25 protein-coding genes are annotated in these 26,351 nt (G+C 63.9%); 17 read left to right on the top strand and 8 right to left on the bottom strand.

The window, feature by feature from the left end:
* On the bottom strand, positions 1–879 hold an 879-nt coding region (locus A9762_RS08685; protein ID WP_069341632.1), incomplete at its 3' end, for a DMT family transporter.
* A 137-nt stretch (positions 880–1,016) separates the two neighbouring features.
* The gene (locus A9762_RS08680; RefSeq protein ID WP_069341648.1) at positions 1,017–2,483 is read right to left on the bottom strand and encodes a helicase HerA-like domain-containing protein; all 1,467 of its coding nucleotides are present in this window, start codon (positions 2,481–2,483) and stop codon (positions 1,017–1,019) included.
* A 472-nt stretch (positions 2,484–2,955) separates the two neighbouring features.
* On the opposite strand from A9762_RS08680, the gene A9762_RS08675 reads away from it, so the two are divergent.
* The 14 genes from A9762_RS08675 (at position 2,956) to rng (ending at position 16,865) form a co-directional block, all read left to right on the top strand.
* Positions 2,956–3,681: a YebC/PmpR family DNA-binding transcriptional regulator gene (locus A9762_RS08675; protein ID WP_069341631.1), complete on the top strand. Its 726-nt coding sequence runs from the start codon at positions 2,956–2,958 to the stop codon at positions 3,679–3,681.
* A gap of 1 nt (position 3,682) precedes the next feature.
* Positions 3,683–4,960 (top strand): phosphoribosylamine--glycine ligase, encoded by a 1,278-nt coding sequence (gene purD, locus A9762_RS08670; protein ID WP_069341630.1) that lies wholly within the window; start codon positions 3,683–3,685, stop codon positions 4,958–4,960.
* Between the two features lie 313 nt (positions 4,961–5,273).
* Positions 5,274–6,173 (top strand): mechanosensitive ion channel family protein, encoded by a 900-nt coding sequence (locus A9762_RS08665; protein WP_069341629.1) that lies wholly within the window; start codon positions 5,274–5,276, stop codon positions 6,171–6,173.
* A gap of 246 nt (positions 6,174–6,419) precedes the next feature.
* On the top strand, positions 6,420–7,355 hold the full coding sequence (gene hemF, locus A9762_RS08660) for an oxygen-dependent coproporphyrinogen oxidase (protein WP_069341628.1): 936 nt from the start codon (positions 6,420–6,422) through the stop codon (positions 7,353–7,355).
* 13 nt (positions 7,356–7,368) lie between these two features.
* Positions 7,369–8,136 carry a nicotinate-nucleotide adenylyltransferase gene (locus A9762_RS08655; protein WP_083253762.1) on the top strand — a complete coding sequence of 256 codons (768 nt, stop codon included), beginning with the start codon at positions 7,369–7,371 and terminating at the stop codon, positions 8,134–8,136.
* 63 nt (positions 8,137–8,199) lie between these two features.
* Positions 8,200–8,646, top strand: a complete 447-nt coding sequence (rsfS, locus tag A9762_RS08650) for a ribosome silencing factor (RefSeq protein ID WP_069341627.1) — start codon at positions 8,200–8,202, stop codon at positions 8,644–8,646.
* Between the two features lie 35 nt (positions 8,647–8,681).
* Entirely contained in the window at positions 8,682–9,152 is a 471-nt protein-coding gene (gene rlmH / locus A9762_RS08645; RefSeq protein ID WP_069341626.1) for a 23S rRNA (pseudouridine(1915)-N(3))-methyltransferase RlmH, read from the top strand.
* A gap of 348 nt (positions 9,153–9,500) precedes the next feature.
* Positions 9,501–10,832 carry a sn-glycerol-3-phosphate ABC transporter substrate-binding protein UgpB gene (gene ugpB, locus A9762_RS08640; protein WP_069341625.1) on the top strand — a complete coding sequence of 444 codons (1,332 nt, stop codon included), beginning with the start codon at positions 9,501–9,503 and terminating at the stop codon, positions 10,830–10,832.
* Between the two features lie 136 nt (positions 10,833–10,968).
* A complete protein-coding gene (ugpA, locus tag A9762_RS08635; protein ID WP_069341624.1) occupies positions 10,969–11,865 on the top strand; it encodes a sn-glycerol-3-phosphate ABC transporter permease UgpA in 897 nt (298 codons plus the stop codon).
* Positions 11,862–12,707, top strand: a complete 846-nt coding sequence (ugpE, locus tag A9762_RS08630) for a sn-glycerol-3-phosphate ABC transporter permease UgpE (protein WP_069341623.1) — start codon at positions 11,862–11,864, stop codon at positions 12,705–12,707. Before ugpA ends, ugpE begins: the two co-directional genes overlap by 4 nt.
* A 2-nt stretch (positions 12,708–12,709) precedes the next feature.
* Positions 12,710–13,804 carry a sn-glycerol-3-phosphate import ATP-binding protein UgpC gene (locus A9762_RS08625; protein ID WP_069341622.1) on the top strand — a complete coding sequence of 365 codons (1,095 nt, stop codon included), beginning with the start codon at positions 12,710–12,712 and terminating at the stop codon, positions 13,802–13,804.
* Positions 13,801–14,586, top strand: coding sequence for a glycerophosphodiester phosphodiesterase (gene ugpQ / locus A9762_RS08620; RefSeq protein WP_069341621.1), 786 nt, complete (start codon positions 13,801–13,803; stop codon positions 14,584–14,586). Before A9762_RS08625 ends, ugpQ begins: the two co-directional genes overlap by 4 nt.
* Positions 14,587–14,752: 166 nt before the next feature.
* Positions 14,753–15,352 carry a nucleoside triphosphate pyrophosphatase gene (locus A9762_RS08615; RefSeq protein ID WP_069341620.1) on the top strand — a complete coding sequence of 200 codons (600 nt, stop codon included), beginning with the start codon at positions 14,753–14,755 and terminating at the stop codon, positions 15,350–15,352.
* Positions 15,353–15,395: 43 nt separating this feature from the next.
* Complete coding sequence (gene rng, locus A9762_RS08610) at positions 15,396–16,865, top strand: ribonuclease G (protein WP_069341619.1); 1,470 nt, start codon at positions 15,396–15,398, stop codon at positions 16,863–16,865.
* A gap of 90 nt (positions 16,866–16,955) precedes the next feature.
* Here the strand turns inward: rng and A9762_RS08605 are convergent, their stop codons facing one another.
* Complete coding sequence (locus A9762_RS08605; protein ID WP_069341618.1) at positions 16,956–17,420, bottom strand: RidA family protein; 465 nt, start codon at positions 17,418–17,420, stop codon at positions 16,956–16,958.
* Positions 17,421–17,538: 118 nt separating this feature from the next.
* On the opposite strand from A9762_RS08605, the gene gcvA reads away from it, so the two are divergent.
* From gcvA to A9762_RS08590, 3 genes are all read left to right on the top strand, one after another.
* Positions 17,539–18,453 (top strand): transcriptional regulator GcvA, encoded by a 915-nt coding sequence (gene gcvA, locus A9762_RS08600; RefSeq protein WP_069341617.1) that lies wholly within the window; start codon positions 17,539–17,541, stop codon positions 18,451–18,453.
* A gap of 206 nt (positions 18,454–18,659) precedes the next feature.
* Positions 18,660–19,772, top strand: a complete 1,113-nt coding sequence (locus tag A9762_RS08595) for a methyl-accepting chemotaxis protein (protein ID WP_083253761.1) — start codon at positions 18,660–18,662, stop codon at positions 19,770–19,772.
* A gap of 188 nt (positions 19,773–19,960) precedes the next feature.
* Positions 19,961–21,277, top strand: coding sequence for a cation diffusion facilitator family transporter (locus A9762_RS08590; RefSeq protein ID WP_069341616.1), 1,317 nt, complete (start codon positions 19,961–19,963; stop codon positions 21,275–21,277).
* Positions 21,278–21,339: 62 nt separating this feature from the next.
* Here the strand turns inward: A9762_RS08590 and rfbC are convergent, their stop codons facing one another.
* The 5 genes from rfbC to msbA form a co-directional block, all read right to left on the bottom strand.
* Complete coding sequence (rfbC, locus tag A9762_RS08585) at positions 21,340–21,888, bottom strand: dTDP-4-dehydrorhamnose 3,5-epimerase (RefSeq protein WP_069341615.1); 549 nt, start codon at positions 21,886–21,888, stop codon at positions 21,340–21,342.
* Positions 21,888–22,775: a glucose-1-phosphate thymidylyltransferase RfbA gene (gene rfbA, locus A9762_RS08580; protein ID WP_069341614.1), complete on the bottom strand. Its 888-nt coding sequence runs from the start codon at positions 22,773–22,775 to the stop codon at positions 21,888–21,890. Before rfbA ends, rfbC begins: the two co-directional genes overlap by 1 nt.
* Complete coding sequence (gene rfbB / locus A9762_RS08575; RefSeq protein ID WP_069341613.1) at positions 22,772–23,863, bottom strand: dTDP-glucose 4,6-dehydratase; 1,092 nt, start codon at positions 23,861–23,863, stop codon at positions 22,772–22,774. Before rfbB ends, rfbA begins: the two co-directional genes overlap by 4 nt.
* A gap of 28 nt (positions 23,864–23,891) precedes the next feature.
* Positions 23,892–24,473, bottom strand: a complete 582-nt coding sequence (locus tag A9762_RS08570) for a peroxidase-related enzyme (protein WP_170836211.1) — start codon at positions 24,471–24,473, stop codon at positions 23,892–23,894.
* Positions 24,474–24,581: 108 nt separating this feature from the next.
* Positions 24,582–26,333 (bottom strand): lipid A export permease/ATP-binding protein MsbA, encoded by a 1,752-nt coding sequence (gene msbA, locus A9762_RS08565; RefSeq protein WP_069341611.1) that lies wholly within the window; start codon positions 26,331–26,333, stop codon positions 24,582–24,584.
* Positions 26,334–26,351: the final 18 nt, after the last annotated feature.

The raw sequence follows: 26,351 nt of genomic DNA, 5'->3' as shown, positions 1-26,351 counted from the left end.
TGCCGCAAGCACCATCCCGCCCCAGGCGAGCGGCGGCATATGCTCCCCCACCATCAGCCATGCCGCGAGCGCTGCGGCCGGCGGCACGAGGAAGAACAGCGCCGACACGCGCGACGCCTCGCCGCGTCGGATCATCGCCAGCAGCAACGAGATCGCGACAATCGAATTGCCGATCACCAGATAGACGAGCGTCAGTCCAAGTTGCCACGTCCAGTCAACACGCATCGGTTCGAGCCACCAGGCGAGCGGCAGCGTCGCGGCAAAACCGACGGCGTACTGCACGAGATTCGACGTGACCGGATGCTGCCCCAGGCCGAAGCGTTTCTCGTAGAGCGTGCCGCAAGTGATCGCCCCGAGCGCCACGAACGTCAGCAACAGGCCGAGCGCCGAGGTCGCCTCCACCGCCGAGCGCGCCACGATGACGAGCGCCGCCCCCGCCAGCCCCAGACCGAGCCCGATCCAGTTCATGCCGCTCACGCGCTCGCCGACCAGATGCGGCACGGCCAGCGCCACGAGAATCGGTTGCAGCGACGTGATCAGCGCCACGCTGCCCGCCGACACTCCGAGACGTAGCGCCAGATACGTCATGCTGAAGTACAGCGCCTGAATCAGCAGACCGATGACGACGAGATGCCCCCAGGCGGCGGCCGTCTTCGGCAATGGGGGACGCATGACCAGAGCGAGCGGTGCGAGCAGCACGAGCACCAGACCGTAGCGCAATGCGAGGAAGGTCAACGGGTCAGCGTAGGCCAGACCGATCTTGGCGACGGTGAACCCGACCGACCACAGGAACAGAAAGATGAGCGGCGCGGCACGTAACCACAGCGGATCGTGGGCCACACCGGTACGTACCGGATCCAGCGAAGATTTCAGAGACATCGGTGAGTGGAAGGTCCTTTTCCTTTTTATTATCTGGCGGGCATTGCCCGGCGATGCACCTGATCAGGACGGCGAGCGGGTCCAACGATCGATAGGCGGGGCGATTCGACGTCGGCCCGACCGACCTGACGGCCCGATCAGCGGCGCTTGCTGCCGCCGAAAATGCTGCCCAGCACGCCGCGCACGATCTCGCGCCCCAACTGGCTGCCGACGGTGCGCATCGTGCTCTTGACCATCGCTTCGACCGGCGAATCCTTGCTGCGCGATCCGCCCGAGCCGCCCAGCAGCCCGCCCAGCGAATCGAGCAGGCCGCCGCCACCCGCCGACGGCGCGCTGCCGCTGCCGCCATTGCCTCCGGGCGCCGGCGTGCCGTCCGGCTGGCGCGCCTGCGTCCGGCCGACGAGCTTTTCATACGCCGACTCCCGATCCACGACCTTCTCGTACACACCCGCGACGAGCGATGCCGCCATCAACGCGGTGCGCTCCTGCGGCGTGATCGGCCCGATACGCGACGCCGGCGGCGCAATGTACGCGCGCTCGGTGATCTCGGGGCGTCCCTTCTCGTCAAGCAGCGACACCAGCGCTTCACCCACCCCCAACTCGCCGATCACCGTCTCGATGTCGAGCGACGGATTCGCCCGCATCGTCTGCGCGGCCACCTTCACCGCCTTCTGATCGCGCGGCGAATAAGCCCGCAAGGCGTGCTGCACGCGGTTGCCCAACTGGCCGAGCACCGTGTCCGGGACGTCGACCGGGTTCTGCGTCACGAAGTACACGCCCACGCCCTTCGAGCGAATCAGGCGCACCATCTGCTCGATTCGCTCCAGTAGCGGCTTGGGCGCTTCGTTGAACAACAGGTGCGCTTCGTCGAAGAAGAAGACGAGCTTGGGTTTGTCGGGATCGCCGACTTCCGGCAGACGCTCGAACAACTCGGCGAGCAGCCACAGCAGGAAGGTGGCGTAGATACGGGGGGCCGCGAGCAGCTTGTCGGCAGCGAGGATGTTGACGACGCCACGCCCTTGCGCGTCCGTCTGCATGAAGTCTTCGATATTGAGCATCGGCTCGCCGAAGAACTTGTCCGCGCCCTGCTGCTCCAGCGTGAGCAGCCCGCGCTGGATCGCACCGACCGACGCCGCCGAAATGTTGCCGTACTGCGTGGTGAAGTTCGACGCGTTGTCGCCCACGTGCTGAAGCATGGCGCGCAGGTCCTTGCTGTCGAGCAGCAACAGGCCGTTGTCGTCGGCGATCTTGAAGACTAGGTTGAGCACGCCGGTCTGCGTCTCGTTGAGCCCCAGCAGACGCGCGAGCAGCAGCGGGCCGAGATCGGAGATGGTGGCGCGCACCGGGTGGCCCTGCTCGCCGAATACGTCCCAAAGGGTGGCAGGGCTACCGTGCCAGTCGGGGGTGTCGAATCCCAGATTGGCGATACGTTCCTTGAGCTTGGGAGTCTCGACACCCGGCTGCGTGATGCCGGTCAGATCGCCTTTGACGTCTGCCAGAAAAACCGGCACGCCAATATCTGAAAAGGCCTGGGCGATGACTTGCAGGGTGACGGTCTTGCCGGTACCGGTCGCCCCGGTGATGAGGCCGTGGCGGTTGCCCATTGCCGGCAGCAGTCCGAGAACATGCTGGGCGTTGCGCGCGATCGTGAGCCGTTCACCGGCATCGTGAGCCGAACTTGCCGAGGCGGCGGCTGGCGAATCGACATCGGTGGCGGCGGAGGCGGGGGCGGAAGGCACTTGCGACGGCACGGGCTTCTTGGGCATGAGAGACCTTGGCGGTGGACGCGGGGCGACTCGTGACACGGCGCTGCAAACACCCGTGGCACGGTGCGGCGGCATGATAAAATTGCTTCCGATTATAGCGGCACGCGTTGCCGCTCGGACTGCACCGCCCCGAAATACCCCATACGGATCCGTGATCGACCGGCCCCGTGTGACGCGACGGGGCGGCTGGACAATCGGCGCCCGCGACCCCGGTGGTGGCGGGCGCTCCCGTTTCAACGGTTGGCCGCGCCGCACTGCGCGGGCCGGCAGAGCATACTTCGCCGCACAGCGCGGCACGACGGAGAAATTCATGGCGGGTCATAGCAAATGGGCCAACATCAAGCACAAGAAGGCAGCGGCAGATGCCAAGCGCGGTAAAGTCTGGACACGTCTGATCAAGGAAATCACGGTGGCTGCCCGTCTGGGCGGCGGTGACGCCGACAGCAACCCGCGTCTGCGTCTGGCCGTGGAAAAGGCGGCAGACGCCAACATGCCCAAGGACAACGTCAAGCGCGCGATCGATCGCGGCGTGGGCGGTCTGGACGGCGCCAACTACGAAGAAATCCGCTACGAAGGCTACGGCATCAACGGCGCGGCCGTGATCGTCGACACCATGACGGACAACCGTGTGCGCACGGTGGCTGAAGTGCGTCACGCCTTCTCCAAGTTCGGCGGCAACATGGGCACCGACGGCTCGGTGTCGTTCCTCTTCACGCATTGCGGTCAGTTCCTGTTCTCGCCGGAAACCCCGGAAGACAAGCTGATGGAAGTGGCGCTCGACGCCGGTGCCGACGACGTGATCACCAATGAAGACGGCAGCTTCGAAGTCGTCTGCCCGCCCAACGACTTCCAGGCCGTGAAGGACAAGCTCGAAGCGGCTGGCCTGAAGGCCGAAGTCGCGGAAGTCACGATGAAGCCGCAAACCGAAGTGGTCTTCACCGGCGATGACGCCGTGAAGATGCAAAAGCTGCTCGACGCGCTCGAAAACCTCGACGACGTGCAGGACGTATTCACCAACGCCGTCATCGAGGAATAAGATGAAAATTCTGGTTGTCGGCTCGGGCGGCCGCGAACACGCGCTCGCGTGGAAGCTTGCCCAATCGCCGCGTATTCAACTCGTCTATGTCGCCCCGGGTAACGGTGGCACGGCGCTCGACGAGCGCCTGCGCAACGTGCCGATCAGCGACCCGAACGTGCTCGCCGAATTCGCCGCGCGCGAAGGCATCGCCCTGACCGTGGTCGGTCCGGAAACGCCGCTCGCCGCCGGTATCGTCAACATCTTCCGCGCCCGTGGCCTGAAGATCTTCGGCCCGACGAAGGAAGCGGCACAGCTCGAATCGTCGAAGGACTTCGCCAAGGCGTTCATGAAGCGCCACAGCATTCCGACCGCCGATTACGAGACGTTCTCCGACGCCGCCGCGGCGCACGCATACATCGACGCCAAGGGCGCCCCGATCGTCATCAAGGCCGACGGTCTGGCCGCCGGCAAGGGCGTGGTCGTGGCGATGTCGCTCGACGAAGCGCACAACGCCGTCGACATGATGCTCGCCGACAACAAGCTCGGCGACGCCGGCGCCCGCGTGGTGATCGAAGAGTTCCTGCAAGGCGAGGAAGCCAGCTTCATCGTGATGGTCGACGGCAAGAACGTGCTGCCGCTGGCCACCTCGCAGGATCACAAGCGTCTGCTCGACAACGATCAGGGCCCGAACACGGGCGGCATGGGCGCTTACTCGCCCGCGCCGATCGTCACGCCGCAGATCCACGCCCGCGTGATGCGCGAAATCATCATGCCGACCGTGCGCGGCATGGAAACCGACGGCATCCGCTTCACCGGCTTCCTGTACGCCGGCCTGATGATCGACGCTGACGGCAACGTCAAGACGCTCGAATTCAACTGCCGTATGGGCGACCCGGAAACGCAACCGATCATGGCGCGTCTGAAGGGCGACTTCTCGGTGGTGGTGGAGCACGCCATTGCCGGTACGCTCGACAAGGTCGAACTGGACTGGGATCGTCGCTACGCGCTGGGCGTGGTGCTCGCCGCTCACGGCTATCCGGATACACCGCGCAAGGGCGACCGCATCTCGGAAGTCCCGGCGGAGACCGAAGAGTGCGTAACGTTCCATGCGGGCACCCAGCTCGAGAACGACGTGCTCAAGGTCACCGGCGGTCGTGTGCTGTGCGTAGTCGGCTTGTCGGACACGGTGCGTGGCGCGCAGAGCGTGGCGTACCAGACCGTCAACCAGATCAACTTCGACGGCATGCAGTATCGCCACGACATCGGCAATCGCGCGCTGGCGCGCAAGCCGGAGTAAAGCGAACGTCAAGCCGAGGTCAAGCCAGTGCGGTCGAACGCCTGGCGGCAACAACGGCTGGATTGGCAGGAACGGTTGGAAGCGCGGCCCGGGAGACCCCAAGTCTCCCGGGCCGTTGTCGTTTCCGGGCCTTCGCGCCCGATCGTTTGGGCTGCCTCACATCCTGTGTGCGGCACGATTGACAATCGCAGGCCAAGTTGGCACGCTGGCGACGCGTAACACTGGAAGTTCACTCGCCAGAATGCGCATCCGGCCAGCCCCGGCGGAATTCATGCAGTTTTCCCGACAGACCCCTCGCTCGACGGAGACTCACATGTTCGACCTCGACAAGCTGGTCAACGATTATCTGGTGCCGTTCGGCCTGAAGATCGTGATGGCCATCGTCATCTGGATCATCGGCGGCATCGTCATCAATCTGGTCGCGCGGCTCGTACGCGGCGCGATGACCCGCCGCAACATCGATCCCACGCTCGTTCGCTACACCGAGTCGTCGCTGCGCATCGCGTTGCGCATCGCACTCATTCTCTCCATCCTCAGTGTCTGTGGCATCGAGACGACGTCGTTCGCCGCCCTGCTCGCGGCCGCCGGTATCGCCATCGGCGCTGCATGGTCGGGACTGCTGTCCAACTTCGCGTCGGGCATCTTCCTGATCGTGCTGCGACCGTTCAAGTCCGGCGACATGATCAGTGCGGGCGGCGTGACGGGTGTGGTCGACGAGATCGGCCTGTTCGTCACCACCCTCACCACGGCGGACAATCTGCGCGTGTACGTCGGCAACACCAAGGTCTTCGGCGACAACATCACCGTGTACGACGCCAACGCCTTCCGGCGCGTGGATCTCACGGCACAGCTTGCCCACACGGTCGATTTGCAGGATGCGGTCGCCAGACTGAAGGCCCGCGTCGCGCAAATTCCCAACGTGATCGAGAAGCCCGGCGTCGATGTGGAGATTCTGGAATTCAATCCGTCCGGGCCGGTGCTGGCGGTGCGGCCGTATTGCCACAACCGCGACTACTGGCAGGTGTATTTCGACACCAACCGCGCGATTGCCGAAGTCGGCGGCACGGCGCACTGGCCGGTGCCCGCAACGCGTCAGATCCTGATGCCGCCGCCGGGGGCGCCCGCCGGGGTTCCCGCCGCCACCCCGTCTATCGTGCCCGGTGCCGGCGGCGCAGCCCCCGCAGGCACCCTGCCCAACTCGCCGGCGCCCTGAGCGTCACCGCTCGACTCAGGACTTGACTCAGGTCATCCGGGCGGCAACGGCAATTGTGGCCGGCCGCCCGCGTCTTGCTGCGTCCCGGTACAATCTCGGGTAAATCGAACGCGTCGACCCGCCAATCGGTGGCCCCGTTGCAGGCCTCATTGACGATATCGACGACGGTATTACCGACGATATTGCCGACGGCATTCGCAAAGATATTGCCGACGGACACATCGACCACGCAAGGGACGTCTCAGAATGACAGCGCAAGACACCGCACAGGCGCCGGACACGGCGGCGGTACGCACGTATCTGCTCGGGCTTCAGGACAACATCGTCGCCACGATGGAGCGCCTCGACGGCAAACGCTTCTTCGTCGACGACTGGCAACGCCCCGCCGACAGCCCGTTGCGCGGTGACGGCCGCACCCGTGTGCTCGACGACGGCGACTTCTTCGAGCGTGGCGGCGTGAACTTCTCCCATGTGATCGGTGACAAGCTACCCGCCTCGGCCAGCGCCTCGCGTCCCGAGCTGGCGGGACGCGGCTTCGAAGCCCTCGGTGTCTCGCTGGTGCTGCATCCGCGCAATCCGTATTGCCCGACCGTGCACTTCAACGTGCGAATCCTGATCGCCACCGCCCCGGGCGAACTACCGGCCTTCTGGTTCGGCGGCGGCATGGACCTCACGCCGTATTACCCGTTCGAAGACGACTGCAAGCACTTCCATCAGACCTGCAAGGACGCGCTCGATCCGTTCGATGCCTCGTGGTACCCACGCTTCAAGACGTGGTGCGACGACTACTTCTACCTGAAGCACCGTCAGGAGCCGCGCGGCATCGGCGGCATCTTCTTCGACGACTTCTCGGGCGGCGGCTTCGACACCGGGTTTGCCGTCATGCAAAGCGTGGGCGACGCCTTTCTCGACGCCTATGTGCCCATCGTGGAACGCCGTCGCGGCATGCCGTACGGCGAGCGCGAGCGCGATTTTCAGGCGCACCGCCGCGGCCGTTACGTCGAATTCAATCTGGTCTGGGACCGGGGCACGCACTTCGGCCTGCAATCGGGCGGACGCACCGAATCGATTCTGATGTCGATGCCGCCGATCGTGAAATGGCACTACGACTGGAAGCCGGAACCGGGCACGCCGGAAGCGAAGCTCTATACCGATTTCCTCGTGCGCCGCGAGTGGGTGTGAAGGCCGAACAAGCATGACCGTCAACTCACCTGCGACGTCGGCGTCGACCGATGCGAGCGCCACGCAACCGAACCGCCCGAACCACACCGACCGCGCCATTCCGGCCGTAAGGCGCATCGGCGTACTGGGCGGCACGTTCGATCCGATTCACACCGGTCATCTCGCGCTCGGCGCGCTGTTCGCCGACACGCTCGCGCTCGACGAACTGATCCTGATGCCCGCCGGTCAACAGCCGCAGAAGCAAGGCAGCACGGACGCCGGGCATCGGCTGGCCATGACGCGTCTGGCCGCCGAAGGCCTCGCCGCCGAGCTGGCCGTCACGCATCCGTCGACGCAGGTCATCGTGAGCACGCGCGAAATCGAGCGCGCCGGGCCGAGCTACACCGTCGATACGTTGCGGGATATGCGCCGCGATATCGGTCCCGAAGTCTCGCTCTCGCTGCTCATCGGCTCAGATCAACTGGTAAGGCTCGACACCTGGCACGCGTGGCGCGAACTGTTCGATTACGCGCACGTCTGCGCCGCGGCAAGGCCCGGTTTCAGCCGCGATACGGCGTCGGCGCAACTGCGCGATGTCTTCGCACAACGGGAAGAGACCGCGCTCGGGGTACAATCCACGCCATGCGGCGGCATCCTGATCGACGACTCACTGGCCGTCGACATATCCGCCACCGAGTTGCGCGCCACGCTGGCGCACGCGCAAGACGCGGCCACGCCCCCGGAAAACCTGCCCGAACCTGTGTGGCAGTACATCCGCGCGCAACACCTGTATCGCGCCTGACGGCCCCCGCATGACTTTGGCGGGCCGCTGTGCCGCACCCCTGTTTCACCCAAAAGACGCACTATGGATATTCGTAAACTTCAACGCCTGATCGTCGACGCTCTCGAAGACGTCAAGGCCCAGGACATCAAGGTGTTCAACACCGAACACCTCACCGCACTGTTCGAGCGCGTGGTTATCGCGAGCGGTACGTCCAACCGCCAGACCAAGGCGCTCGCCGCCAGCGTGCGCGACAAGGTCAAGGCCGCCGGTGGCGATATCGTCAGCATCGAAGGCGAAGACGTCGGCGAATGGGTGCTGGTCGACACGGGCGACGCCATCGTGCACATCATGCAGCCGGCCCTGCGCCAGTACTACAACCTCGAAGAAATCTGGGGCGAGAAGCCCGTTCGCCTGAAGGCCGCCGGCACCAAGGCAGGCGCCAAGGCCAGCGTGGAAGACGACGCTGAAGACGCCGAAGATGACGAGGCACCCGCCCCGGCACCGGCTCGCCGCAAGAGCAGCAAGTAAGACGCCGCGCGCGACTTCGTCGACACTCCGCCGTCATGCGTCTGTTCATTCTCGCAGTCGGGCACAAGATGCCCGGCTGGATCGAGACCGCCTTCGCCGAGTACGCCAAGCGCATGCCGCCCGAGCTGCGCATCGAACTCAAGGAAATCAAGCCGGAGCAACGCTCCAACTCCCGCACCGCCGAGACGGTCATGGCCGCCGAAGCGCAGCGCATCGACGCGGCGCTGCCGCGCGGCTGCCGTCTCGTGTGTCTGGACGAGCGCGGGCAGGATCTCACCACGATGCGTCTGGCGCAGTCGCTCACGGTCTGGCAACAGGACGGGCGCGATGTGGCCTTCGTGATCGGCGGTGCCGACGGGCTCGATCCGGGCCTCAAGGCGCGCGCCGACACCCTCATCCGTCTGTCCAGCCTCACCCTGCCGCACGGCATGGTGCGTGTGCTGCTCGCCGAACAGCTCTACCGCGCGTGGAGCATCAACGCCAATCATCCGTACCATCGGGTGTAAGGTCTGGCGTGAGGGGCGCGCTCTAAGCGTCACCGCAGCGCCACCGCAGCGTGCGTTCTCCCCTCTGTATGACAAATCAATAAGTCAGCCATAAGTCACAAGGCTTTGGTGCGGCGCAATGCATCGTTGTATCAGGCTGCCGATGCCGCGCTGCGCCTTACCCACCGGCCCGTTCCGGGCGTTGTCAATCCCCGCATTGCACTCGCGTGCAACACCCGTTGTGCAGTGCGAGTGGAAAAATCATAACGACGTGTTAGTCTACGCGGCGCTACACAGTTCGCACCGCGAACAAGCAGGGGCCGCTCACTCAACAGGCCCTGGACTTCTCGTGAACCCCCGGAGATTGGTATGAAGCAACCTTCCCTGCGCACCTTTGCCCTGGCTGGCGTTGGCGCTGCACTGGCACTCGGCATGAGCACCTCGGCCCTGGCCGCCACGGAGATCCAGTTCTGGCATTCGATGGAATCGGCCCTCGGCGATCGCGTGAACCAGATCGCTGCCGACTTCAACGCCTCGCAAAGCGACTACAAGATTGTCCCGATCTACAAGGGCAACTACGAGCAGGGTCTGGCAGCGGGTATCGCCGCCTTCCGCGCCGGTAACGCCCCGGCCATTCTCCAGGTGTACGAAGTGGGCACCGCCACGATGATTCAGGCCAAGAAGGCCGTGAAGCCCGTGTGGCAAGTCATGAAGGACGCCGGCGAGCCGTTCGATGAAAAGGCCTTCGTGCCCGCCATCGCCGGTTACTACGCCGACGGCAAGACCAATCACCTGATCTCGATGCCGTTCAACAGCTCGACGCCGGTGCTCTATTACAACAAGGACGCCTTCAAGAAGGCGGGCCTCGATCCGAACACCCCGCCCAAGACGTGGGCCGACGTGAAGACCGACGCCGAGAAGCTCAAGGCTTCGGGCATGTCGTGCGGCTTCACGATGGGCTGGCAAGGCTGGACGCAGCTCGAAAACTACAGCGCATGGCACGCCCTGCCGTTCGCCACGAAGGATAACGGCTTCGGCGGCCTCGACGCCAAGCTGAGCTTCAACGGCCCGCAACAGGTCAAGCACATCCAGTTCCTGGCCGACATGGCCAAGGAAGGCTCGTTCACGTACGTGGGCCGCAAGGATGAAGTGACCTCGAAGTTCTACAGCGGCGATTGCGGTATCGCCATGACGACGTCGGGCGCGCTGGCCAACATCGGCAAGTACGCCAAGTTCAGCTACGGCGTGGGCATGATGCCGTACGACGCCGACGTGAAGGGCGCACCGCAGAACGCCATCATCGGTGGCGCCAGCCTGTGGGTGCTCGCCGGCAAGTCGCCCGCCGAGTACAAGGGCGTGGCCAAGTTCCTGAACTACCTCGCCTCGCCGGCCGTGGCCGCCAAGTGGCACCAGGACACCGGCTACCTGCCGGTCACCAAGGCCGCTTACGAACTGACCGAGAAGCAAGGCTTCTACGCGAAGAACCCGGGCGCCGACACGGCCATCAAGCAGATGCTCAACAAGGACCCGCTGCCGTACACGCGTGGCCTGCGTCTGGGCAACATGCCGCAGATCCGTACCGTGGTCGACGAAGAACTCGAAGGCGTGTGGAGCGGCAAGCAAACGCCTAAAGCCGCGCTCGACAAGGCTGTGCAACGTGGCGACGACCTGCTGGCTCGTTTCGCGAAGCAAGGCAGCTAAACCGCCTCGAACGCGCGATTACGCCGTCAATGCAGGGGCTTTTCCTGCGTTCGCAGCATGAATCGTGACGTTACAATGACACCACCCCGGCTCGCCTGAAACGCGGGCCGGGTTGGTTTTTTTTGGTCACTACGTTATGGCGCACAACTCCAGAGAACGCCCTCGCTTCGGCACCGGCTGGCTGCCCTACGCTCTTGTAGCTCCGCAGCTCTTCATCACCGTCGTATTCTTCCTGTGGCCGGCGGGCGAAGCCCTTTGGCAATCGACATCGACGCAAGACGCCTTCGGCCTGTCGAGCGAATTCGTCGGACTCGCCAACTTCACCGCGCTGTGGGGCGATTCGCTCTACCTCGCATCGTTTCGCACGACGATGATCTTCAGCGGACTGGTCACGGTCTGCGGTCTCGTCATCTCCCTGTTGCTCGCGGCCATGGCCGATCGCGTCACACGCGGCAAGCGCGTCTATCAGACGCTGCTGATCTGGCCGTACGCCGTCGCGCCCGCCATCGCCGCCGTGCTGTGGGCCTTCCTCTTCAACCCGAGTATCGGTCTGGTCACCTTCGGCCTCGCCAAGCTCGGCATCGAGTGGAACCACGCGCTCAACGGCGGACAGGCCATGTTCCTCGTCGTGCTCGCGTCGATCTGGAAGCAGATCAGCTACAACTTCCTGTTCTTCTACGCCGGCTTGCAGGCCATTCCGCGCTCGCTCGTGGAAGCCGCCGCCATCGACGGCGCAGGTCCGATCCGGCGCTTCTTCGGGCTGGTGTTGCCGCTGATTTCGCCGACGACGTTCTTCCTGCTCGTGGTCAACCTCGTCTACTCGTTCTTCGACACCTTCCCGGTGATCGATGCGGCGACCGGCGGCGGCCCGGGCCAGTCGACCATGACGCTGATCTACAAGATCTATTCGGAAGGCTTCAAGGGGCTCGACCTCGGCAGCTCGGCTGCCCAGTCGGTGGTACTGATGGTGATCGTCATCGTGCTCACGGTCGTGCAGTTCCGCTTCATCGAACGCAAGGTGCAATACGCATGATCGAGAACCGTCGCGGCCTGGATATCTTCTGCCACGTCATGCTGATTATCGGCGTGCTGCTGGTGGTCTTTCCGCTCTATGTGGCGTTCGTCGCCGCCACCATGAACGAGAGCGAAGTCTTCAACGTTCCTTTGTCGCTCATTCCGAGCACCCACCTGTTCGAAAACCTCGCCACGGTGTGGGGTACCGGTACGGGTAACGCCGCCATGCCGTTCGGCCTGATGCTCGGCAACAGCCTGTTCATGGCACTGGTCGTCACGATCGGCAAGATCTCGGTGTCGATCCTGTCGGCCTTCGCCATCGTGTACTTCCGCTTCCCGCTGCGCAATCTGTTCTTCTGGCTCATCTTCGTCACGCTGATGCTGCCGGTCGAAGTGCGTATCTTCCCCACGGTGCAGGTGATTTCGACCCTGGGGCTGATCAACAGCTATGCGGGTCTGACGGTGCCGCTGATCGCGTCGGCCACGGCCACGTTCCTGTTCCGGCAGTTCTTCATGACGCTGCCCGACGAACTCGTCGAAGCCGCGCGCATCGACGGCGCCGGTCCGATGCGTTTCTTCTTCGACGTGGTCCTGCCGCTGTCGAAGACGAACATCGCGGCACTGTTCGTCATCACGTTCATCTATGGCTGGAATCAGTACCTGTGGCCGATTCTCGTGACCAATGCGCCGGAAATGACAACGGCCGTCGTGGGCATCAAGAGCATGATCGGCAGCGGTGATACCGCCACCCAATGGCAACTCGTCATGAGCGCTACGCTGCTCGCCATGCTGCCGCCGCTCGCGGTGGTGCTGCTGATGCAACGTTGGTTCGTGCGCGGTCTGGTCGATTCGGAAAAGTAATCATGGCAAATCTCAAACTCCATAGCGTCAAGAAAACCTACGACCAGAACAACTACGTGCTGCACGGTGTCGACATCGACATCGAAGACGGCGAGTTCGTGGTCATCGTCGGTCCGTCGGGTTGTGGCAAGTCGACGCTGCTGCGCATGGTCGCCGGCCTCGAATCGGTCAGCGAAGGCAGCATTCTTATCGGCTCGCAGGTCGTGAATCAGCTGGAACCGAAGGATCGCAACATTGCGATGGTGTTCCAGAACTACGCGCTGTATCCGCACATGGACGTACGTCAGAACATGTCGTACGGCCTGAAGATTCGCGGCATCGACAAGAAGCTCATCGACGAGCGCGTGCTCGCCGCCGCACGCATTCTGGAGCTCGAACCCCTGCTCGCACGCAAGCCGCGCGAACTCTCGGGCGGTCAGCGTCAGCGTGTGGCAATGGGCCGCGCCATCGTGCGCGAACCGGCCGTGTTCCTGTTCGACGAACCGCTCTCGAACCTCGACGCCAAGCTGCGCGTGCAGATGCGTCTGGAAATTCAGCGTCTGCACAAGCGCCTGAAGACCACCAGCCTGTACGTCACGCACGATCAGGTCGAAGCCATGACGCTGGCCGATCGCGTGATCGTCATGAACAAGGGCTACGCCGAGCAGATCGGCACGCCGACGGACGTGTACGAGCGCCCGGCATCGCTGTTCGTGGCAAGCTTCATGGGCTCGCCCGCGATGAACCTGCTCAAGGGCCGTGTCGACTCGGAAGGCCGTACGTTCGAGATCGAAGGTGGCCCGGCACTGCGTCTGCCGCCCACGAGCATGGCGCACGCCAATCGCGCACTCGTGCTCGGCGTGCGTCCGGAACATCTGGTGCCGGCCGAGCAGCAGAACGGACTCGGGGCGTTCGCGGCACAGACCAGCATTCACGTCGATCAGCTCGAACTGCTCGGCGCCGACAACCTGCTGCATGGCCGCTGGGGCGAGCAGCAGGTGACGGTGCGTCTGCCGCATGAGATGCGCCCGGCAGCGGGCACGGTCGTGCCGCTGGCCATCTCGGCCAAGGCGCTGCACCTGTTCGATCCGTCGACCGGCAAGCGAGTCGAAGCATGAGCGACGCTCCGGTACCGTCTCATTTGTGGCGCGACTGGCCGTATCCACGCATCGTCTCGCATCGCGGCGGCGGCAAGCTCGCCCCGGAGAACACGCTGGCGGCGTTCGAGATGGGCGCATCGCTCGGCCTGCGCATGGTCGAATTCGACGCCAAGCTCTCCGCAGACAACGTCGTCTTTCTGTTGCATGACGATACCGTCGACCGCACCAGCAATGGTCATGGCGCCGCGGCGCAGATGACCTACGCCGAGATCGAGACGCTCGATGCCGGTAGCTGGTTCGGCGCCGACGGCCGTTTTGCGGGCCAGGTAATGCCGACACTGGCGCAGGTGGCCGAACGCTGCCTCGCGCTGGGTCTCGCGGCGAACGTCGAAATCAAGCCGTGCCCGGGGCGCGAAGCCGAAACGGGCAAGCGCGTGGCCGAGGCGGTCAGAACGCTGTGGGCCGGTCAGGCGCAGCCCCCGCTGCTCTCGTCGTTCTCCTACGAGGCGCTCGAAGCGGCCGCTGCTGCCGTGCCGGAGTTGCCGCGCGGCATGCTGTACGAGGCGGTGCCGGCTCACTGGCGGGACGATGCCCGCAAGCTCGGCACGGTCACGCTGCATGCCAGCCACAAGCATCTCGACGGCCCGCAGGTCGCCGAGATCAAGGCCGCAGGCCTGCACATGCTCGTCTACACGGTCAACGAACCGGCGCGGGCACGTGAGCTGGCGGCGTGGGGCGTAGACGCCATCTGCACCGATCGCATCGATCTGATCGGCGCAGACTTCCTCGCAGACCTCTGAGTCGCAATAAACGGCACTCCGCGCCCCTGCCGCATGCTGGCGGGGGCGCGCGCAAGGCGGCATAATAGGGCGTCCCCCTCGCCCAGCCCATCCAGCGGCCCGGTGCGCGCGCCGCAAATTTTTGCAAAGCCGTGTGCCGGGCTGGACGAATTCAAGTCAAGCCGCCATGCCGTACATCTATCTCGCGTCGCAAAGCCCCCGCCGTCAGGAACTGTTACAGCAGCTCGGCGTTCGTTTCGAGCTGCTGTTGCCTCATGCCGACGAGGACGCCGAAGCGCTCGAAGCCGTGCTGCCGGGTGAGCCGCCCGACGATTACGTGCAGCGCGTCACGCGCGCGAAGGCCGAGGCGGCCGTGGCACGCCTGGCGCGCGCCGGGTTGCCCGCCGCACCGATTCTCACGGCCGATACGACCGTTTGTCTCGACGGCACCATCCTTGGCAAACCGTTCGACGACGCCGACGCCCGTGCCGTGCTGGCGCGCCTGTCGGGCACCCGTCATCGCGTGCTCACGGCCGTGGCCGTGTGCGCAGACGGGCAGACCCATCAGGCGGTGAACATCTCGCACGTCTGGTTCCGGCCGCTGCGCCGCGAGGAGATCGAGCGTTACGTCGCGTCGGGCGAGCCCAAGGGGAAAGCCGGCGCCTATGGCATTCAGGGCAAGGCCGCCGAATTCGTGATGCGCATCGACGGCAGTTATTCCGGCATCATGGGGCTGCCGCTGTGCGAGACCGCCGCGCTATTGCGTCAGGCGGGCGTCGACTTCTGACGCCTACCGAATTTGCCAAGCATTCGAGTCTGGTCGACACTTTATGAACGAAGACATTCTGGTCAACATCACGCCACAGGAAACCCGTGTGGCGCTCATGCAGCTCGGTGCAGTGCAGGAATTGCACATCGAGCGCACGCTGTCGCGCGGTCTGGTCGGCAACATCTATCTGGGCAAGGTCGTGCGCGTGCTCCCGGGCATGCAGTCGGCCTTCATCGATATCGGGCTTGAGCGTGCGGCGTTCCTGCACGTGGCCGATATCTGGCATCCGCGCACCAGCAACGACACGTCCGTGCCGCATCCGCAGCCGCCCATCGAGAAGACGGTTTTCGAAGGGCAGACGCTGATGGTGCAGGTCATCAAGGACCCCATCGGCACGAAGGGCGCACGCCTGTCGACGCAGGTCAGCATTGCCGGACGCACGCTCGTCTATCTGCCGCAGGAGCCGCATATCGGCATCTCGCAGCGCATCGAGAGCGAAGCCGAGCGCGAAGCACTGCGCAGCAAGATTCAGGCGCTCGTGCCGGCCGACGAAAAGGGCGGCTTCATCGTGCGTACAATTGCCGAAGACGCTGCCGACGCCGAGTTGGCCAACGACATCGCCTATCTGCGCAAGTCGTGGCAGACCATTGGCGAGCAGAGTACGCGCGTGCCGGCCCCTGCCCTGCTGTATCAGGATCTGAACCTCGCCCAGCGCGTGCTGCGCGACTTCGTGCACGAGGAGACGGGCAAGATTCTCGTCGACTCGCGCGAGACGTACCAGAAGCTGGCCGAATTCGCGTCCACGTACACGCCGGCCGTGCTCGGCAAGCTCACGCATTACACCGGCGAGCGTCCGCTGTTCGATCTGTACAACGTGGAGACGGAAATCGAGCGGGCGCTGTCGCGTCGCGTCGATCTGAAGTCCGGCGGCTACCTGATGATCGACCAGACCGAAGCGATGACGACCATCGACGTGAACACCGGCGGCTACGTCGGGGCGCGTAACTTCGACGACACGATCTTCAAGACGAATCTTGAAGCGGCGCTGATGATTGCGCGTCAATTGCGTCTGCGCAATCTGGGCGGGATCATCATCATCGACTTCATCGACATGGAAAGCGCGGAGCATCGCGATTCCGTGCTGGCCGAGTTGAAGAAAGCGCTCGCGCGCGATCGCACCCGCATCACCGTGAACGGCTTCTCGCAGCTCGGACTCGTGGAGATGACCCGCAAGCGTACGCGCGAATCGCTGGCGCATGTGCTGTGCGAGCCGTGCGCCGTGTGTCAGGGCAAGGGACAGGTCAAGACGCCGCGCACGCTTTGCTACGACATTCTGCGGGAGATCCTGCGCGAATCGCGTCAGTTCAATCCGCGCGAGTTCCGCCTGATTGCCTCGCAGGAAGTCGTGGATCTGTTCCTCGAAGAAGAATCGCAACATCTCGCCATGCTGATCGACTTCATCGGCAAGCCGATCTCGCTTCAGGTCGAATCGTCGTTCCATCAGGAGCAGTACGACATCATCCTGATGTGATCTGCCCCACCGAAGCTGCCCGCCGCACGACGCTGGCGGGCACTTCGCCTCGCACGTCTCCTCACCCGGTCCTCGCGTGTGGCCCGCTGCTCAGTCCGAGAGCGCCACCACGATATCCAGTTCGCAACAGGCATTACGCGGCAACTGCGCCACGCCGACACTGGTACGCGCATGGGCGCCGCGCTCCGGGCCGAAAATCTCATAGATCAACGACGACGCGCCATCGGCCACGGCGCTTTGCTGACTGAATTCGTCGGTGCTGTTCACGTAGACATTCAGGCGCAGGATCCGGTCGATGTGCGTGAGACTGCCCACGGTGTCGCGCAGGGCCGCCAGCGCGCGGATCATCGCGGCACGTGCCCCCTCCTGACCTGCCTCGATCGAGACATCGTGCCCCAGCTTACCCACGACGAGCACCCGGTCGCCCTCTCGCGGCAACTGTCCGCTGATCCACGCCACGCCTTGATGCACGGTGCCTGTTGCGTACCTGGCGCCGGGGGCAGACGATGCAGGCAACGTGATCGACAGGGCTTGCAGACGCTGTTCAAGATCCATGATGATTCCTTGTCATGATTGAAGAAAATCGGGGAAACGTTGCCCTATAATATTTTTCGCCTGCGGCCCCCGGCAAAGCATCTTTTCTCAGGCTAGCCCCAATTCAGCTCATCTCATCATGGTTGCCCGTAAGCTCCCCCCTCTCAATGCCTTGCGTGCATTCGAGGCCGCCGCGCGGCATTGCAGCTTTACGTTGGCAGCGCAGGAACTGCACGTCACGCAAGGCGCGGTCAGCCATCAGATCAAAGCGTTGGAAGAAGCGCTCGGCCGCCCACTGTTCGACCGCCTTGCCAACCAGCTCAGATTGACGCGGCAGGGGCAGACGTATCTCGAAGCGATAGGCGAAGCCTTCGACCGTATCGAGCGCGCGACGGCCGCCTTCGATACGCATGCCGCCCGACAACGTCTGGCGATTTCCTGCTCCCCTAACTTCTCAGCCAAATGGCTGGTGCCGCGACTCGGCGACTTCACGCTGCGTCACCCGCAACTCGAACTGCAACTGGAACAGAGCGAGCGGCACGTCAACTTCGTCGGCGACAACATCGACGCGGCCATCCGCTACGGCGCCGGTCCGTGGCCGGGACTGACCTGCATGCATCTGACCGACGAATTCCTGTTGCCCGTGTGTGTGCCGGCGCTGGCAGGTGACGGTAGCGCGCCACCGCTCGACGGCATGCCGCTGCTACACGTTCACGATCGCAATGCCTGGGCGCAGTGGTTCGCCGCGCAAGGTCTCACGCCGCCCGAATGGCGCGATGCGCCGGGGATCGTCTTCAACCACGAAAGCGCCGCCATCGACGCCGCCGTCGCCGGACAGGGCATGGCACTCGCCCGCTGGTCCCTTGTCGCACTGGCATTGGATCGGGGCCTGCTGAGCGCACCGTTTCCGGCAGGCGCGCCGCTGGAAAAGTCGTACTGGCTCGTCTATCCGGAAGAGCGACGCGACGACGACAACATCCTCGCCTTTTCGGACTGGTTGCGAGCCTCGTTCGACGCCGATCAGGAAGTCCGCGCCAAGGTCACGTCGGCGTAAGGATCCCAGGGCACCGGCGATCCCCGACGCCCCGCCTCTCCCTTTCGCGGTGCACGACCGCACCTTTGTTGGGCAGCACTCCTTACGAATCGTCCCCCTTCATGCCTTTGCGCGGTTTTTCCGGCGAATCCCGGCGTGCGAGACGACAGGCCTGATTCTTGCTCCTGATGCTTAAACACTTAAATAAAATCAAAAGGGGCAAAAGCATGGCGAATCCAAAAGCAATCGTCGAACTCACACATTCCGTGCGCAAGCTCGCCGTCAGCAAGATCGGCGACATCAACGAGATCAATCGGGAGACGACCTTTCTCGCATTGAACGCACTGATCGAAGCCGCACGAGCGGGGAATGCGGGGAAGGGTTTCGCTGTCGTCGCCAATCAGGTCAAACACGTCTCGAAGCGCATCGGCGAAGTCACCGACACCCTCAACAAGGAACTCACCGGCTCACTCAAGGAGCTTACGGAGCTTGGCGATCTGATGATCGAAAGAATGCGCGGGCTCGACGGTCAGCGCTGCGCCGATCTGGCGCTCAACATGATCGACGTCATCGACCGCAACCTGTATGAGCGCTCTTGCGACGTGCGCTGGTGGGCGACCGACTCCGCCGTCGTCGACTGCCTCACGAACCCGCATCCGCAGACGGCGTCCCATGCATCGGACCGGCTCAGCGTCATTCTCGACAGCTACACGGTCTACAAGGACCTCTGGGTCGTGGACGCACAGGGGGTGGTCGTGGCGAACGGCCGCCGCTCGACCTACCCCGTGATCGGCAGCCAGGTCGGCGACGCCCATTGGTTCAAGGCCGCACTCAAGACACGCAGCGGCGCGGACTACGTCGCGAGCGACGTGCAAACGCTTGCGCACCTCAAACACGCACAAGTCGCGACGTACTCGACAGCCATTCGCGAGGACGGCGCGCCCAACGGCCGCGTGCTCGGCGCGCTGGTGATCTTCTTCGACTGGGCGCCGCAGGCCGAAGCCGTCGTCAAGGGCGTACGTCTGAGCGAGGACGAATGGTCGCGCACGCGCTGCATGATCGTCGACTCGTCGTTTCGCGTGATTGCCAGCTCCGATGGTCAAGGCGTGCTTGGCGAAACCTTCGCGCTGCGCACCGACGGTGCGTCCACGGGGTTCTATACCGATGCCAGTCAGACGACCGTCTCGTTCGCTGCGACGCCCGGCTATGAGACCTACAAGGGGCTCGGTTGGTATGGCGTAGTGTGTCAACGTGCGGTGGCCGATGACGCGGCAAAGGGGCTGGGGAAGACGCCAGAGGCCGTGCCGATGCCTCAAACGTTGCGTCGCGTGGCGTTCTGAGCGGCTGAGGTATCCCTTGTCCCGGAGCAAGAGGCCCGGGACGGGGGAGTCGGAGAGAGGCACCACGGGGCCAGTGGGCGTCTGCGGCGGCGAATCTCGGCGTTCGCCCCGAGACAACCGGCGATCCGCTAAATTAGAATGCGAGATCATTCCGACGCAGCGGCGCCTCCCACGCGCGCCCCGACTTCATGCCCTACTCGAACTACGACAATCTGGCGGCATCGAGCGAGGCGCTCGATAAACACGCCGTCGCACGCCATTCGACCTGGGTCAGCATCTGGGTCAACGTCGTGCTCACGACGGCACAGATCGTCATCGGTGTCTTCGCGCGGTCACAAGCACTGATTGCCGACGGTATCCACTCGCTCTCGGACATCGTCTCCGATTTCGTGGTGCTCGCCGCCGCTCGTGGCAGCGCCCGCGCCCCCGACGCCGATCATCCGTACGGCCATAGCCGTTACGAAAACGCGGCGTCGCTGTTTCTCGGCGTGATTCTGCTGGTCGTCGGTGCCGGCATGTTGTGGCGCGGTATCGAGCGACTACTGCACCCGGAGGACATTCCGGAAGTCCACACGATCGCCCTCGTCGTCGCCGTCGTGGTGCTCGTGAGCAAGGAAGGACTGTTTCGCTATATGCTGCGCGCCGCCCAGCGCGTACGTTCGGCCATGCTCGTCGCCAACGCATGGCACGCGCGCTCAGATGCCCTGTCGTCGCTCGTGGTGGCATGCGGCATTCTGGGCAACCTGGCGGGTTATCGCATTCTCGACCCGCTCGCCGCCGCACTCGTGGGCCTGATGATCGGGCGCACCGGCTGGAAGTTCGGCTGGAACGCCTTGCAGGACCTCATCGATCGCGGCGTGGACGATGCCACCACCGTGACGATCCGCCAGCGGCTGCTCGACACGCCCGGCGTGCGCGCCATCGACATGCTGCGCACGCGACGCATGGGCGACGAGATCGTGGTCGACGTTCATATCCTTGTCGATGCCCGTCTGTCCGTCTCCGAAGGGCATTACATCGCCGAACAGGCGCGTGCCGCCGTCATGAGTGAATCGCAGATTCTGGACGTGCTGGTGCACGTCGATCCGGAGAGCGATGCCAAGGGCACCGCCCTGCAACAATGGCCCGCTCGCGCGGTCGTCGTCGGTGCGGCCGAGCTGCTGTGCCGGGCAAACGCGCTGGCGCTGCACGACGTCAAACTGCATTACCTCAACAACGGACTGGAAGCCGACGTGATCGTCGAAGGATTGAGCGAACCCGCGCGTGCCGAAGCGGCCGGCGGAGCAAGCGGCGTGGATCGCGGCATGGATGGCGGCATGGACGCCGCGTCGCAAACCGTAGCAGACGCCCTCGCCGCGCGCTTCGCACCGCTGGGCTTGCGCTACGTGCGGGTGCTTCGCGTGATGGGGGAAACGATAGTGACGACGTCTGCTGCCGGGCAGACCGACACCGTGACGTCAGGCGACGCCGCAAAAACATCGGCCGCCGCACCCCCCGTCGACTGACGAAGGGATCACGGCGGCCGGTTCAAGGTTCAACTGGCTTCGCACGGCGCATGCCGGCGATATCAGTCCTCGTGCCGATAATCCGTGAACAGCATGCCCTGCTTGTCCTTGTCCGAGACGGTCGGCGTGATGCCGTCGAGCGGCCAGGGAATCGCCAGCGTCGGATCGTCCCAGCGAATGCAGCGCTCGAACTGCGGCGCCCAGTAATCCGTGGTCTTGTACAGCACTTCGGCAGTCTCCGACGTCACCACGAAACCGTGCGCGAAGCCTGCCGGAATCCACAACTGCTTCTTGTTCTCGGCACTCAGCGTTTCCGCGACCCATTTGCCGAAGGTGGGCGAACCTTCACGAATGTCGACGGCGACATCGTAGATCTCACCGTGCAGCACGCGCACGAGCTTGCCCTGCGGTTGCCTGATCTGATAGTGCAGTCCGCGCAGCACGCCGCGCACGGAGCGCGACTGGTTGTCCTGCACGAACGTGAGGGTTTCGCCCAGCGCGTCGTTGAAGTTGCGCTGGTTGAAGCTTTCGAAGAAGTGACCGCGCGAGTCGCCGAACACCTTGGGTTCGATGACACGTACGGCCGGAATGGCGGTGGGAATCACTTGCATCAAAACACCCGCTCACGGAGCATCGACAGGAGATATTGACCGTAGCCGGTCTTCGCTAGCGGTTGCGCAAGTTTCTCGATCGCCGCAGCGTCGATCCACCCACGTCGGTACGCAATTTCCTCAGGACACGCCACCTTCAACCCCTGGCGCGACTCGATCGTCTGAATGAACGTGCTCGCTTCGAGCATCGACTCGTGAGTGCCCGTATCGAGCCACGCGTAGCCGCGCCCCATGATCTGCACGTTCAGCTTGCCGCGCTTCAGATACTCGTTGTTGACGTCGGTAATTTCCAGCTCACCACGTGCAGACGGTTTGATCGAGCGCGCAATGTCGATGACGTCGTTGTCGCAGAAATACAGGCCGGTCACGGCATAGCGCGACTTCGGCTGCGTGGGCTTTTCGATCAGTTCGATCGCCCGCCCCGACTCGTCGAACGTCACCACGCCGTAACGCTCGGGGTCGTTCACCGGATACGCGAACACGGTAGCGCCTTCGGTCTGCTGATTCGCCGCGCTCAGCAGTGCGGCGAAATCGTGACCGTAGAACAGATTGTCGCCAAGCACGAGTGCGCACGGATCGTTGCCGATGAACGCTTCGCCGATCAGGAAGGCCTGCGCAAGCCCGTCAGGCGACGGTTGCACGGCGTACTGGATATTCAGCCCCCACTGCCCGCCGTCGCCCAGCAATTGCTCGAAGCGCGGGGTGTCCTGCGGCGTCGAGATCACCAGCACGTCGCGAATTCCCGCCAGCATGAGCGTGGTCAGCGGGTAGTAGATCATCGGCTTGTCGTAGACGGGAAGCAGTTGCTTCGAGACCGCCAGCGTCGCCGGATAGAGGCGAGTGCCGGAGCCCCCCGCGAGAATGATGCCTTTGCGTCGGGTCGTCATGCCTGGCCTCCTGCGACGTCTGCCGAATCGTCATTCCGATAATGCGTTTCGATCCAGCGCTGATACTCGCCGGATTGCACCTGCCGCACCCATTCGCCATTGGCGAGATACCACTGCACGGTCTTTCGCATGCCGGTCTCGAAGGTCTCCGCCGGGCGCCAGCCCAACTCGCGTTCGAGCTTGCGCGCATCGATGGCATAGCGCCGGTCATGCCCGGGGCGATCCGTCACGAACGTGATCTGATCGGCGTACGATCGGCCGTCACCCCGGGGCGAGAGTTCGTCGAGCAGTTTGCACAGCGACTTCACCACGGACAGGTTGTTCTGCTCGTTCCAGCCACCGACGTTGTACACCTCGCCTGCGACGCCTCTGGCCAGCACTTCACGAATCGCGGCGCAATGGTCGCCGACATACAGCCAGTCGCGAACGTTGCTGCCGTCGCCATAGATCGGCAGCGGCTTGCCGGCCAGCGCATTGGCGATGACCAGCGGAATCAGCTTCTCGGGGAACTGGTACGGACCGTAGTTGTTCGAGCAGTTGGTCGTGAGGACCGGCAGCCCGTAAGTATGGTGGTACGCACGCACCAGATGGTCGGACCCGGCTTTCGACGCCGAATACGGGCTGTTCGGCGCGTAGGGGGTCGTTTCGGTGAATGCCGGATCGGACGGACTCAACGAGCCGTAGACTTCGTCCGTCGAGACATGCAGGAATCGGAAGTCGTTGCGGGCATCGCCTTCGAGCGTGCTCCAGTAAGCGCGCGCCGCTTCGAGCATCGTGAACGTGCCGACGACGTTGGTCCGCACAAAATCCTCCGGACCGTGGATCGAGCGATCCACATGGCTCTCCGCCGCGAAGTGCAGCACGGCACGCGGCCGATGCTCCGCATATAGCCGATCAAGTGCAGCACGATCGCATATGTCTACCTGAGCGAAACGATGTCGCGCATCGTGCTCCACACTGGCGAGGTTGGCGAGATTACCCGCGTACGTCAGTTTGTCGATGGTCAGCACGGGCTCGTCGTGTTGCGCGAGCCAGTCCAGAACGAAATTTGCGCCGATGAATCCGGCGCCACCAGTCACGAAGATCATGGGGGTAAGCGTATGTGTCGGGGTGGCCTTACTTGCGAGGCACACGCCCCATCAGGAAAAATTCGTCGTTGGGACGCATCGAAATCGCATTGGCGATGCGGTTCGACATGCCGAAGAATGCCGTGATCGCGGCAATGTCCCAGATATCTTCGTCGTTCAGGCCGTGCCGGCGCAGGCTCGCATAGTCGTCATCGCCCACGTCCTGCGAGCGTTCGCAAACCTTCAGCGCATAGGCCAGAATCGCCTTCTGACGCTCAGTCAGATCCGCCTTCAGATAATTGACGGCGATCTGGTCGGCCAGCAACGGCTGCTTTTCATAGATGCGCACCAGCGCACCATGCGCGACCACACAGTACAGACACTGATTCACCGCGCTGGTTGCGACCACGATCATCTCGCGCTCGCCCTTGCTCAGATTGCCGTCTTTGAGCATCAGTGCGTCGTGATACGCGAAAAACGCGCGGAATTCGTCAGGACGATGCGCCAGCGTCAGGAAAACGTTCGGAATGAAGCCAGCCTTCTCCTGCACCTCGTCGATGCGCGCACGGATATCGTCCGGCAATGCGGCGAGATCCGGCACGGGAAAACGACTGATCGGTGGCTGGCTCATCATGGTCTCCTCAAAGGCGGGCAGTGTTGTCGGGCGGTGGCCTGCGTCGCGATGGGTCGTCACACGACGCCTCGCAAACGCCGGCCTCCTGCTGAAACGGCGCTTGAATTACGCCTCCTGCTGCTGCGCGTACTGAATGCGGTGCAAGTGCGCGTAGAGGCCATTATGCGCCACCAGTGCCTGGTGAGAGCCTTGCTCCGCAATCCGGCCATGTTCGAGTACGACGATCCGGTCCGCACGTTCGATGGTCGACAGACGGTGCGCGATCACGAGCGTCGTACGGCCTTCCATCAGCACTTCCAGCGCCGCCTGCACGTGGCGCTCGGATTCGGAATCCAGTGCGGAAGTGGCTTCGTCGAGAATCAGGATCGGCGCGTCCTTGTAAATCGCACGGGCAATCGCCAGACGCTGACGCTGACCGCCCGACAGGCGCATGCCGTTGTCGCCCACGAGCGTGGCGACGCCGTCGGGCATTGCCGCCACCGCATCGGCCAGATTGGCCGCACGCAGGGCGGCCTGCACGCGCTCGGCATCGACCTCCTGACCATAGGCCACGTTAGCGGCGATGGTGTCGTTGAACAGCACGACGTCCTGACTCACGAACGCGATCTGACGACGCAGGTCGGCCAGACGCAGATCAGTGAGCGGAATGCCGTCGAGCAGGATACGTCCGCCGGTCGGATCGAAGAAGCGCGGCACCAGATTGACCATCGTCGTCTTGCCACTGCCGGACGAGCCGACCAGCGCGACCATCTCCCCTGGCGCGACGTCCAGCGAAATCCGGTCGAGCGTCGGGCGCTCGCTCGCGCCGTAGTTGAAGCTCACGTCTTCGAACGTCACACGGCCCTTCGCGCGCTCGAGCGTACGCTCGCCGCCTACGGGTTCGACTTCGACGTCCATGACCTCGAAGATCAGTTCCGCCGCCGTCACGCCACGTTGCAGCGGCTGGTTCACGTCCATCAGATGCTTGAGCGGGGAGACGACGAGCAACAGCGCCGTGACGAACGCGGTGAAGCCGCCCACCGTCATCTCGCCGGAGGACGATTCGATCATCGCCACGGTGATGACGATCGCCAGCGCCAGCGAGGCGAGCGCCTGCGTCACCGGCTGTGCCAGACCGCCCGAGACCGTCACGCGCATCGCATAGCCGCGCAGCGTGCTGGTCATCTTGTCGAAGCGGCCCTTTTCGTACTCTTCGCCGTTGTGGATCTTCACGACCTTGTAGCCGCCGACCGCTTCCTCGACCACGTACGACAGCGCGTTGGTCAGTGTCTGCTGCTCGCGGTTCAGACGGCGCAGGCGACGGTTGATCTTGCCGACCAGCCAGCCGATCAGCGGCAGAATGACGGCCACCACCAGCGTGAGGCGCCAGTTCAGGTAGAACAGGTAACCCAGCAGGCCAACGACGGTGAGCGAATCGCGCACGAGCGTGATCAGCACCGTGGTGAGCACGCCAAGCACCTGATTGACTTCATAGACGATGGCGTTGATCAGCGTGCTGGTCGTCTCGCGCTGGTAATAGGACGCCGGCGCATGCAGCAATCGCTCGAACATGCGCACGCGCAGGTCGAGCAGCACACGGTTGGAGACCCACGACAGCATGTAGTTGGCCGAATATTGCGCCAGCCCGCGAATGACCGCCAGACCGATCACGGCGGCCGGGACATACCAGAGCTTCCACGGATCGCCGCCCGAAAAGCCCTTGTCGAGCACCGGCTTGAGCACTGCCGGAATCGCCGCTTCGGTCGCTGCGACCAGCGCCATGGCGAGAACGGCCAACAGGCCCATGTGCCAATAAGGCTGGAGATAGCCCAGCAGACGTCGCAAGATCGGTCCGGTGGGCTTGTGCGGTGCGCTCATGTAAGTCGGGGACGGCAG

This window comes from Pandoraea sp. ISTKB (genome assembly GCF_001721285.1).
GTDB classification, from domain to species: Bacteria; Pseudomonadota; Gammaproteobacteria; order Burkholderiales; family Burkholderiaceae; genus Pandoraea; species Pandoraea capi.
The sequence above is the reverse complement of the archived record's forward strand: the minus strand, read 5'-3'. Positions and strand labels throughout refer to the sequence as shown.

What these genes read in the sequence shown, in the direction of transcription:
- A9762_RS08680 (WP_069341648.1), bottom strand. Translation starts at nt 2,483, where the DNA reads ATGGGCAACCGCCACGGCCTCATCACCGGGGCGACCGGTACCGGCAAG.
- A9762_RS08675 (WP_069341631.1), top strand. Translation starts at nt 2,956, where the DNA reads ATGGCGGGTCATAGCAAATGGGCCAACATCAAGCACAAGAAGGCAGCG.
- purD (WP_069341630.1), top strand. Translation starts at nt 3,683, where the DNA reads ATGAAAATTCTGGTTGTCGGCTCGGGCGGCCGCGAACACGCGCTCGCG.
- A9762_RS08665 (WP_069341629.1), top strand. Translation starts at nt 5,274, where the DNA reads ATGTTCGACCTCGACAAGCTGGTCAACGATTATCTGGTGCCGTTCGGC.
- hemF (WP_069341628.1), top strand. Translation starts at nt 6,420, where the DNA reads ATGACAGCGCAAGACACCGCACAGGCGCCGGACACGGCGGCGGTACGC.
- A9762_RS08655 (WP_083253762.1), top strand. Translation starts at nt 7,369, where the DNA reads ATGACCGTCAACTCACCTGCGACGTCGGCGTCGACCGATGCGAGCGCC.
- rsfS (WP_069341627.1), top strand. Translation starts at nt 8,200, where the DNA reads ATGGATATTCGTAAACTTCAACGCCTGATCGTCGACGCTCTCGAAGAC.
- rlmH (WP_069341626.1), top strand. Translation starts at nt 8,682, where the DNA reads ATGCGTCTGTTCATTCTCGCAGTCGGGCACAAGATGCCCGGCTGGATC.
- ugpB (WP_069341625.1), top strand. Translation starts at nt 9,501, where the DNA reads ATGAAGCAACCTTCCCTGCGCACCTTTGCCCTGGCTGGCGTTGGCGCT.
- ugpA (WP_069341624.1), top strand. Translation starts at nt 10,969, where the DNA reads ATGGCGCACAACTCCAGAGAACGCCCTCGCTTCGGCACCGGCTGGCTG.
- ugpE (WP_069341623.1), top strand. Translation starts at nt 11,862, where the DNA reads ATGATCGAGAACCGTCGCGGCCTGGATATCTTCTGCCACGTCATGCTG.
- A9762_RS08625 (WP_069341622.1), top strand. Translation starts at nt 12,710, where the DNA reads ATGGCAAATCTCAAACTCCATAGCGTCAAGAAAACCTACGACCAGAAC.
- ugpQ (WP_069341621.1), top strand. Translation starts at nt 13,801, where the DNA reads ATGAGCGACGCTCCGGTACCGTCTCATTTGTGGCGCGACTGGCCGTAT.
- A9762_RS08615 (WP_069341620.1), top strand. Translation starts at nt 14,753, where the DNA reads ATGCCGTACATCTATCTCGCGTCGCAAAGCCCCCGCCGTCAGGAACTG.
- rng (WP_069341619.1), top strand. Translation starts at nt 15,396, where the DNA reads ATGAACGAAGACATTCTGGTCAACATCACGCCACAGGAAACCCGTGTG.
- A9762_RS08605 (WP_069341618.1), bottom strand. Translation starts at nt 17,420, where the DNA reads ATGGATCTTGAACAGCGTCTGCAAGCCCTGTCGATCACGTTGCCTGCA.
- gcvA (WP_069341617.1), top strand. Translation starts at nt 17,539, where the DNA reads ATGGTTGCCCGTAAGCTCCCCCCTCTCAATGCCTTGCGTGCATTCGAG.
- A9762_RS08595 (WP_083253761.1), top strand. Translation starts at nt 18,660, where the DNA reads ATGGCGAATCCAAAAGCAATCGTCGAACTCACACATTCCGTGCGCAAG.
- A9762_RS08590 (WP_069341616.1), top strand. Translation starts at nt 19,961, where the DNA reads ATGCCCTACTCGAACTACGACAATCTGGCGGCATCGAGCGAGGCGCTC.
- rfbC (WP_069341615.1), bottom strand. Translation starts at nt 21,888, where the DNA reads ATGCAAGTGATTCCCACCGCCATTCCGGCCGTACGTGTCATCGAACCC.
- rfbA (WP_069341614.1), bottom strand. Translation starts at nt 22,775, where the DNA reads ATGACGACCCGACGCAAAGGCATCATTCTCGCGGGGGGCTCCGGCACT.
- rfbB (WP_069341613.1), bottom strand. Translation starts at nt 23,863, where the DNA reads ATGATCTTCGTGACTGGTGGCGCCGGATTCATCGGCGCAAATTTCGTT.
- A9762_RS08570 (WP_170836211.1), bottom strand. Translation starts at nt 24,473, where the DNA reads ATGAGCCAGCCACCGATCAGTCGTTTTCCCGTGCCGGATCTCGCCGCA.
- msbA (WP_069341611.1), bottom strand. Translation starts at nt 26,333, where the DNA reads ATGAGCGCACCGCACAAGCCCACCGGACCGATCTTGCGACGTCTGCTG.